The 5942-nt window shown below is 61.0% G+C and carries 7 protein-coding genes; 4 read left to right on the top strand and 3 right to left on the bottom strand.

Annotated features, from left to right (window positions below):
• From DBR18_RS29405 to DBR18_RS17815, 4 genes are all read left to right on the top strand, one after another.
• Positions 1-345, top strand: a 345-nt coding sequence (locus DBR18_RS29405) for a TonB-dependent receptor domain-containing protein (RefSeq protein ID WP_256588774.1), incomplete at its 5' end; no start/stop codon positions are given.
• A 74-nt stretch (positions 346-419) separates the two neighbouring features.
• On the top strand, positions 420-1544 hold the full coding sequence (locus DBR18_RS17825) for a PepSY domain-containing protein (protein ID WP_108591297.1): 1125 nt from the start codon (positions 420-422) through the stop codon (positions 1542-1544).
• A complete protein-coding gene (locus DBR18_RS17820) occupies positions 1541-1720 on the top strand; it encodes a hypothetical protein (protein WP_108591296.1) in 180 nt (59 codons plus the stop codon). Before DBR18_RS17825 ends, DBR18_RS17820 begins: the two co-directional genes overlap by 4 nt.
• Positions 1721-1926: 206 nt before the next feature.
• A complete protein-coding gene (locus tag DBR18_RS17815) occupies positions 1927-2556 on the top strand; it encodes a glutathione S-transferase (protein ID WP_108591295.1) in 630 nt (209 codons plus the stop codon).
• A gap of 199 nt (positions 2557-2755) precedes the next feature.
• On the opposite strand, the gene creD is transcribed toward DBR18_RS17815, so the two are convergent.
• From creD to DBR18_RS29400, 3 genes are all read right to left on the bottom strand, one after another.
• On the bottom strand, positions 2756-4126 hold the full coding sequence (gene creD / locus DBR18_RS17805; RefSeq protein ID WP_108591293.1) for a cell envelope integrity protein CreD: 1371 nt from the start codon (positions 4124-4126) through the stop codon (positions 2756-2758).
• A gap of 167 nt (positions 4127-4293) precedes the next feature.
• Positions 4294-5712, bottom strand: a complete 1419-nt coding sequence (gene creC / locus DBR18_RS17800) for a two-component system sensor histidine kinase CreC (protein WP_108591292.1) — start codon at positions 5710-5712, stop codon at positions 4294-4296.
• Positions 5712-5942, bottom strand: a 231-nt coding sequence (locus DBR18_RS29400) for a winged helix-turn-helix domain-containing protein (RefSeq protein ID WP_256588773.1), incomplete at its 5' end; no start/stop codon positions are given. The genes DBR18_RS29400 and creC, both read right to left, overlap by 1 nt.

The raw sequence follows: 5942 nt of genomic DNA, 5'->3' as shown, positions 1-5942 counted from the left end.
AACCGCCTGCAACTGATGCCAAACCAGCAAGCTTCGCTGTGGACTGATTACACCTGGCACAGCGGCGTACTCGACGGCTTCGGTATCGGCGGTGGCGTGCGTTACACCGGCAACACCTATGGCGATCAGGGCAACACCTGGCTGGGCAAGGCCAACGCCTACACCGTGTTCGACGCCTCGGTTCATTACGACCTCGGCCGCCTGGACAACAGCCTCAAAGGTGCATCGGTTGCAGTCAATGCCACCAACCTGTTCGACAAGGACTACATCTCCACCTGCGACGGCTTCTACTGCTACTACGGCGACCAGCGCAGTGTCGTCGCCAGTGCCACCTACAAGTGGTAAACGCGTGAGCTGAAACAGGCCCTGCAACCAGGCCGTCCCTCGTGGACGGCTTTGGTGTTTTTGAAGGTCATGAAATGAAAAGTAAAACAATCCGCCGCTGGTCGTTCATCCACACCTGGACCAGCCTGATCTGCACCGTGTTTCTGCTGTTGCTGGCATTGACCGGCCTGCCGCTGATCTTCCATCACGAGATCGAGCACCTGCTCGGCGATGCTCCGCAAGTGCGCGAGATGCCCGCCGACACGCCGCACCTGAATCTGGCGCAACTGGTGGAGGCGGCCGAAAAACATCGCCCCGGCGAAGTGGTGCAGTACTTCGGTTTCGAAGACGACGAACCCAACGCCGTGTTGACCATCATGGCGAAAACCGCCGGCACCGAGCCGAACTCCTCGCACACCTTCATGCTCGATGCGCGCACTGGTGAAGCGCTGGAAACCCCGTCGGCCAATGGCGGGCTGATGCTGTTCATCCTGCGCCTGCATGTGGACATGTTCGCCGGATTGCCCGGCAAGTTGCTGCTGGCGTTCATGGGTTTGCTGTTCGTGGTCGCGATCATCTCGGGCACGGTGCTGTACCTGCCGTTCATGCGCCGCTTGCCGTTCGGCACCGTGCGTCAGGACAAGTCCACTCGCTTGCGCTGGCTCGATCTGCATAACCTGATCGGTGTCGTCACCCTGACCTGGGCACTGGTGGTGGGCGTCACCGGGGTGATCAGCGCCTGTGCCGACCTGATCATCGCCGCGTGGCGCAATGACTCGCTGACCGCCATGGTCGCGCCCTACCGCGATGCCCCACCGCTCACTCAACTGGCCCCGGCCACCCGCCTGCTCGACATCGCCCGGGACGTGGCGCCGGGGATGAACCCGGACTTCATCGCCTTCCCCGGCACGCGCTTTTCCAGCGAGCATCATTACGCGGTGTTCATGAAGGGCGGCACCCACCTGACCTCGCACCTGCTGACGCCGGTGCTGATCGACGCCAGCACCCTGCAGGTCACCGCTGTGGCCGAGCGCCCGTGGTACATGGACGCCATGGGCATGTCACAGCCGCTGCACTTCGGCGACTACGGCGGCATGCCGATGAAAATACTCTGGGCGACCCTCGATGTGCTGACCATCATCGTCCTCGGCAGTGGCGTCTATCTGTGGGTGGTGCGGCGTAAAGCGGCGAAACCGGTGACGGCGGAGGCTGCTGCATGAAGCCACGTCAAACCAATTTCTGGAAGGTCTTCAGCACGCCGCTGGTGATCGCACTGCTGAGTGCGGCGGGGTTGTTTTCGGCATTGTTGGGGGATGGAATCTGGGATGCGTTGAGCTGGGTCGGGCTGGGCGTTCCGGCGTATCTGGCCATTAGAGGCTTGCTGCCGCGCAGGTAGTTTTTGTGTTGTCGGTGATGGCCTCATCGCTGGCAAGCCAGCTCCCACAGGGGTTTATGCTGAATCTGAAATTTGTGTTCGGTGCAAAACTGTGGGAGCTGGCTTGCCAGCGATGGCGATCTCACGAACACCATCAATTCCTCGCCAGCCACAGTGGTTGTAGCTAGGCTAACCTGCTGTTCTTCGATGACCACCGAGGTTTGCCCATGTCCGCCCCCAGCATGACCCTGTTTCACAACACGCTTTCCCCGTTCGTGCGCAAAGTGATGGTGCTGCTGCACGAGACCGGTCAGCAGAATCGCGTCGCCCTGCAAGACTGCGTGCTCAGCCCGGTCAGCCCGGACGCTGCGCTCAATGCCGACAATCCGCTGGGCAAGATCCCGGCCCTGCGCCTGGCCGACGGCAGCGTCATTCATGACAGCCGCGTGATCCTCGAATACCTCGACCAGCAGCACGTCGGCAATCCGCTGATCCCTCGCGAAGGCGCGGCGCGCTGGCGCCGTCTGACCCTGGCCTCGCTGGCCGACGGGATCATGGACGCCTCGGTGATGGTGCGTTACGAACTGGTGCTGCGCGCCCCGGAAAAACACTGGGACGAATGGCTCGATGCCCAGCGGGACAAGATCCGGCGCGCCCTAGCCTACCTGGAAAGTGACGCCATCGCCGAGCTGACCAGCCATTTCGACGTGGCCGCCATCAGCGTCGCTTGCGCGTTGGGTTACATCGATCTGCGTCATCCGGATCTGGACTGGCGCAGCGCCAATCCGCAACTGGCCAACTGGTATTTCGAGGTGAGCCAGCGACCGTCCATGGTCGCCACCATGCCCAAGCCTTAAATCGGCGGCGCCTGATCCGGCCTCATCGCTGGCAAGCCAGCTCCCACAATGGATTTGCGTATGACAGAGATCTCTGTTTCAGCACAAATCCTGTGGGAGCTGGCTTGCCAGCGATGGCACCAACTCGCATCCACAGGCAGAAACCCGACAATCCGCGTCACCAATTCTTCCTTCCAGCGCCGATCCTCGCGCAACCCGCTCATTGCATCGCCCCCACATCAAACTCCAGCGACCTGGCCGGTTTCTGCCCAATCCCGTACCAGTCGAGTTTGCGCGTCAGCACCATGAACACCCCAAGCAAGCTGAACAACAGCAGCGAACCCATCAGCAGCGCGTAATCCTCGGCGCTCAGCAGCCCATAAAGCAGGCCATACAACGCCGCCAATCCCACAGAAAAACTCAGGCCGTGGCGCACGCTGTGCAGCACGTGGCAGACATAAAACCCGATCAACAACACACAGCCACTGGCCGACAGCAGATACGCCAGGGCAAAGCCGATGTGTTCCGACAACGACAGCAACAGCAGGTAGAAGAACGCCAGCGCCACGCCGACCAGCGCGTATTGCACCGGATGCACGGCCAGACTCTTGAGCACTTCGAACAGGAAGAAACCGGCGAACGTCAGGACGATGAACAGCAGCGCATATTTGATCGCCCGATCACTCTTCAGGTACTGATCCACCGGGTCGATGAAGCTCACACCAAAACTGCGCCCGTTGAACCCCTCGCAGTCATTGCCCGTCACGCAACGGCTCATGGCTTCTTGCAGGTTGGTGGAGAAGAACGTGGTCTGCCAATCGGCGCTGAAACCCTGATCACTGATCTCGCGTTTTCCCGGCAGGAAGTTGCCGATGAAGCTTGGGTGCGGCCAGTTGGCCGCGAGGCTGACGTGGCTGGTTTTGCCCACCGGCAACACCTGCAGCGAACCGGTGCCCTGCAGGCGCAGATCGAAACCGAAGGTCAGTTCCGTGGTGTTGCGGGTATCCAGCACCGGCAGCGTGACCCGCACGCCCTCGCCGAGCCAGCCCACCTGAGTACCGGGTACAAAGTCCAGGCGCTGGCCGTCGAGTTCGAGTTTCAGCGCGTTTTCGATACCGCGAATATCGCTGATGCCCACCGCCAGAAACGGCGCATCGAACTGGTAATCGGCGAAGTCTTCCTTGATCCCCAACTGCGCCGGCAACGAGAAATGCCCATTGATGCGATTGTCGGCATGGAACAGTCGCGCTTCGTAGATTCCACGATTGCGCAGCTCGGTCTGCACCTGAGCGTCGAGTTCGAAACGTTCCGGCAGAAAGTACAAACGTCCGCGCTCTTCGCCGAGTTCTTCATAGCGCTGACTGGTTTTCTCGTTGGTCTTCCAGGTACGCACCACCTTGCGGTACGGCACCACCATCACCGGCCCGCTCAGTTGCTGGCTGTAGCTGGAACTGCGGGCGATGTCTTCGAGCACGCCGTCGCGCAGTTGCTGGCGGTCATCGATGATGCCGTCAATCATCAGCAGCGGTATCAGCAACAGCAGGATCAACAGGGCAATGGCCCCGAGCTTTATGGTCAGATTCTTGTTCATGGGACTCTCCCTGTTTGGATGGGCAGAGTCTGCTGTTGATGTATGAGGGGAATGTGGGGGGAATATGGAGATTGTGTGGAAAGATCAGAAGATCGCAGCCTTCGGCAGCTCCTACATGTATTGCGATCCCCTGTAGGAGCTGCCGAAGGCTGCGATCTTTTACGGTTTCAAGGCAGGCGCAAAATCACTTCCACGCCATTCTCGACGTTGCGGATATGCATCGACCCACCATGCAACTTCACCACCTCTTCAACGAAGTTCAGCCCCAAGCCGGTGCTCTTGCGCCCACTGTCCGGTCGCGGCAACGAGTAAAACCGCTCGCTCAGACGCGGCAAGGCGTACTCGGGAATCGCCGCCGCTTCGTTGAACAAGCGCAATTCGATTTGTTCCCCGACACGCTCGGCACTGAAGCGCAGCAACCCGGCAACCGGGGTGAAATCCAGCGCATTCTCCAGCAGGTTGCCCAGCGCCTGACGCAATAGAAACGGTTCGCCGATCAACATCAGATCCGGTGCAATCGCCCGCTCGATCCTGAGCCGTCGGCCTTCGATCCGCGCTGACTGCGCTCGCAACAGCTCATCGACCAACGCCGCCAGCGGCACTGCCACCCGCTCTTCAAGTCCCTGACGCTGCTCCACTTGCGCCAGGTTCAACAACCGCTCGATCAGTTGCTGCATCCGCGTGCTTTCGCTGTCGATGTTGCCGACAAAACGCAGGCGCTGAATCGGCGGCATGTCACCCTGCAGCAACTCCGCCGCACCGCGAATCGCCGCCAGCGGACTCTTCAGTTCATGGGTCAGGGTGTGCACATAGCGTTCAACGTAAGCCTTGCCTTCGAGCTGGGTACGCATCTGCTCCACTGCCGTGGCCAGTTGTTCCAGTTCGCCGCCACGGTAATGCGGCACTTCCACCCGGCGCCCCTCACTCACAGCTTGCGTATAACCGGTCAAACGGTGCAGCGCCCGGCTCAGCCACCACGACAGCAAGGCGCCGAACAGCAGACCGAGGCCGACCAGCCCGGCGCCGTAAAACAGCAAACGCCGCTCGGTGCGATCGACATAGGGCTGCAACGAACTGTTGGGTTTGGCCACGGTGACCACGCCGATGATCTGGCCGTTATCACGGATCGGCGCGCCGACATGCATCACCGACGACGCCGAATCATTCGGATCGCTGCGGGTCGAGCGCGCACCGTATTCGCCGCGCAGGGTCAGGTACACATCGTTCCAGCGCGAATAATCCTGCCCGACCGCCACGCCGCTGGAATCCAGCACCACGATGCCCTTGGCGTCGGTGACGTAGATGCGGTGGTTGACCTGATTTTTCGGCAAGCCCCAGATCGTCGCCTGTGGCTGGCGCTCACCGTAGGCACGCAACAATTCGGGCCAGCGGTTCTCGCTGAGCGTGCCGGCCTTGAAATCATCGCGCAGGATTTCCGCCATCAGGTTGGCGGTGTCGACCAGGGTTTCTTCGGTGGACTGGCGCACGCCGGGGCGAATTTCTTCCATCACCGTGTTGAGCACGAAGTAACCGGTCAGGCCGATGAACGGCACATACACCAGAAAAATCCGCAGCCCCAGCGACATCAGCTGTGCCCCGGGCTGTAGCTGTAACCGAGGCCGCGATGGGTCTGGATCGGCTCGGCGTCGGCCCGCACCAGACGCAGTTTGGCCCGCACGCTTTTGATGTGGCTGTCGATGCTGCGCTCGTAGCCGGCGTCGGCGGCAACCCCCAGCGCGTCGAGCAATTGCTCGCGGCTGAACACCCGCTGCGGTTGTTCGAGCAGGCATTGCAGCAGACGGAATTCGTGGCGGGT

It is taken from the genome of Pseudomonas sp. HMWF021, from assembly GCF_003061005.1.
Classification (GTDB): Bacteria; Pseudomonadota; Gammaproteobacteria; order Pseudomonadales; family Pseudomonadaceae; genus Aquipseudomonas.
The sequence above is the reverse complement of the archived record's forward strand: the minus strand, read 5'-3'. Positions and strand labels throughout refer to the sequence as shown.